Annotated in this window: 2 protein-coding genes; both read left to right on the top strand. The window is 53.4% G+C overall.

Annotation, left to right across the window (positions count from 1 at the left end):
- Positions 1 to 232: 232 nt before the first annotated feature.
- The gene (locus ACEW8P_RS24065) at positions 233 to 1,450 is read left to right on the top strand and encodes a serine hydrolase domain-containing protein (protein ID WP_373515607.1); all 1,218 of its coding nucleotides are present in this window, start codon (positions 233 to 235) and stop codon (positions 1,448 to 1,450) included.
- A 189-nt stretch (positions 1,451 to 1,639) separates the two neighbouring features.
- Positions 1,640 to 3,148 (top strand): flavin-containing monooxygenase, encoded by a 1,509-nt coding sequence (locus ACEW8P_RS24060; protein WP_373515606.1) that lies wholly within the window; start codon positions 1,640 to 1,642, stop codon positions 3,146 to 3,148.
- Positions 3,149 to 3,248: the final 100 nt, after the last annotated feature.

Here is a 3,248-nt window from a genome sequence, read left to right as displayed (position 1 = left end):
GGGTTATCGCTAATGGGCAAGTGCGCACTCGCCGCTTGCGCAAGCAGGAGCAAAAACCAGACGAGCCCAGCGCGTTTCATGCGACTTTTCAGGAAAGGAGGGGAGATACAAGATCAAAAGAACGTGGTTTTTGGTAAAAATACAAACAAGGTCGTATGGTTTGACCCTGCCCCGACGGGCAACCTTTGCATTGTTCAAAACAAACAACAAACCATTAACCAAAAAAACAATCATGAAAACCAAAAACCAATTGCTCACTGGCCTGACGCTGGCCGCCACATTGCTGCTGACCGCTTCATCCTGCAACAAAATGAACGAAGTAGAACCCGAACTCCACGCCGCCACCCACTCGGCGCGGGAAGCCGGCTTCGGCGACATTGGCGTTCCCGTATTCGACGGAGCCAAATTCAGCAACTCCATCGAAACCTACATGAACGGCAAAGCAGCCGGTTACGGGTACACTGTGTTTCACGATGGCAAGTATGTTTCCGGAGGAGGAGGGGGCTGGTCACGTAAGTCCTTCGAGAGCAACCCGACCAAACACAGCGACCAGCAACGTCAGGACATTGCCAGCTCTTCCAAGTTCGTCACCGCTTTGGCTACGGTGGCCCTGTTGGAGAAGTACAACATTTCGCTTACAACACCTGTGTATTACTACTTGCCTGTGACCTGGAAGCCCAGCACCGAGTTCAAGAAGATTACGTTTGAGCGGCTGCTGGCCCATCAGACGGGGCTCATCAACTACAAAACGGGGTGGCCGGGCTGGAAAAAAACGGTGGAAGAGCTTAATGTGGACAGCAATGTGAGGGCGTACAACAATGTTCATTACAGCCTGATGGCCGTTATTCTGGCTTACATCGATGTCAAAAAGAACAATGTTTTCACCACCCAGCAACTGGCTAGTCTGGAATCAAAAAACAACAACTGGTACGATGACGGCTCCATAGGGATGCGGTTCCGGTCCCTGGTTCGCTTGAACGTTTTCAAGGCGGCAGGGCTCCAGTACTGGAACGTTATCGACTACACATCCTGGAACAACAACGGGATAATCAGCCCCTCGCAGGGAACAATGGGATATCCTTCCGTGTACGGCAACGAACCCGGGGTGGCCAAAACCGACCTTCGAATCAATGGTGGATCAGGTGGACTCTACATCAGCACCAGCGAGTTTGGCCGGATTCAGGATGCGGCTGCGCATGGTAAAATCGTCAGTGATACCAACTACGAAATCATGAAAACAAAAAGGCTCGGTTTCGATGGAGTGGTGAGTGGTGCCAGAGGAAAATATTATTTCAAAAACGGAGGCGCCAACAACAACGAAACCATGATTTTCGACATGGGCCGAACGCAGATTTGTGTGTTCGCCAACTCGCCCCAAAGCGATATTAGCAGCGACGCTACCATCATTGCCAATGCCTACGACAAGGCGTGGGTGGCTCCTTCCAAGTAGCCCCTCTGTGTTGACCATCTGAGCCGCCCCGACTACCGGGGCGGCTTTTTTTATTTCAAAATGAAAAATACAAACAAGGTTGTATGGTTTGGCTCCTCCTCACCCCGCCATCTTTGTACTGTTCAAACGAAGGCAGATTTCAGATCTTCAAATCAATCATAACATCCTTTTTCCTAAAACCTTACTACCATGAAAACGAAACAAACAGTAGGTATCATCGGCGCGGGCGTCAGCGGACTGGTTACGGCCAAAACCATGCGGGAACACGGCTTTGCAGTCGTCGTATTCGAGCGGGAAAAAGAATTGGGCGGCGTGTGGGCCTCCAACAATCGCTACCCCAACGTGACCACGCAGAACACCCGCGACACCTACACTTTCTCGGATTTTCCTATGCCCAAACACTATCCCGAGTGGCCCACTGGTGTTCAGGTGCAAGGGTACCTTACCAACTACGTCCGGCAGTTTGGGATACTCCCCTTCATCCACTTTGGCACCTCGGTCGAGCGGGCCATACCCGGCGCGGGTGGCTGGACCCTATATACTGATAATGACGGGATAGTCGACGAGACGCGGGTGGATTTTCTGGTGGTCTGCAATGGTGTATTCAGCGAACCGAACAAGCCGCAGTTGCCGGGACAGGATTTGTTCGAAGGTACGGTGCTGCACAGCACTGAGTTTCGGCAGAAGCACCTCGATGCGGCCCGCCATCAGAAGGTAGCCGTAGTGGGCTTCGCCAAATCGGCCCACGACATCCTCTCGCAGGTGAGCAACGTGTCGAAGAAGCCCGTCTGCATTTACCGCGAAGCCAAGTGGAAAATGCCCCGCATTTTTCAGGGACTAAACTTCAAGTACCTGCTGTTGCACCGCTTCGGCGAGTCGCTGTTTCCATATCGCCACCTGTTCGGCATCCATAAGTTTCTGCACGGCCCGCTGGGCAAGCCCGTCACCGCAATGCTGACGAAGGGGTTGGGCAAGTTGATCGCGGCGCAGTTGAAACTCAAAAAGAGCGGCCTGCTGCCCGATAAACCTTTCGACAGCATCGCTAACTGCTCCATCGGTCTGACCTCAGATAATTTCTACGAGCGGGCGGCTTCGGGCGAAATCGTTCTCGAAAAAGGCGAAATCGACCGCTTCGTGCCAGGCGGGGTGGTGCTGAAATCCGGCAAGGAAATCGAAGCCGACCAGGTAATTTTTGCCACGGGGTTCCGGCAGGTCGTTCCGTTTTTTGATGAGCAAACCAGCGCCCGCCTCCGCAACCAGAAAGGCTGGTTCCAATTGTATCGCAATGTGCTGCCCGCCGAAGTGCCGAACCTGTCGTTCGTGGGCTACAACCCGTCGCTGTTCACGCCCTTCACCTCGGAACTGGCGGCACACTATTCGGCTCAGTACTTCAAGGGCCAACTGAATCTGCCCGACCGCCAGGCCATGCGAACCGAAATCGCCCTGCACCACGACTGGCTACAGCGCCGCGCGCCGCACAGCAACGCCTCGGGCACCTGCATCATCCCGTTCTCGTTCCACCACGCCGACGAACTGATGCGCGATATGGGTCTCAACACCCGCCGCACCCGCAATCCCATCAAGGAATTTATGTCTCCGTTCAATCCGGGCATTTATAAAGGCCTCACGGAGGAACTCCGGGCCTTGAGCAAAGTGGGAACTAAGCAAGAAAAGTCCTTAATTTTGGAAGAAGCATGAAAGTGCTATTTTTGACCACCCGCCCCGGTTTATCATCCCTAAATTCAACCCCGCCCATGAATTCCTTCATTCGTACGCTCGATCGTATCGCCAACTGGAA

The organism is Persicitalea sp., from assembly GCF_041751555.1.
Lineage (GTDB): Bacteria > Bacteroidota > Bacteroidia > Cytophagales > Spirosomataceae > Persicitalea.
Note: the sequence above shows the minus strand (reverse complement) of the source record. Positions and strands in the feature narration are given on the sequence as shown.

Excerpts from the sequence above, each read along its gene's own strand:
- ACEW8P_RS24060 (WP_373515606.1), top strand. The coding sequence starts at position 1,640 with ATGAAAACGAAACAAACAGTAGGTATCATCGGCGCGGGCGTCAGCGGA.
- ACEW8P_RS24065 (WP_373515607.1), top strand. The coding sequence starts at position 233 with ATGAAAACCAAAAACCAATTGCTCACTGGCCTGACGCTGGCCGCCACA.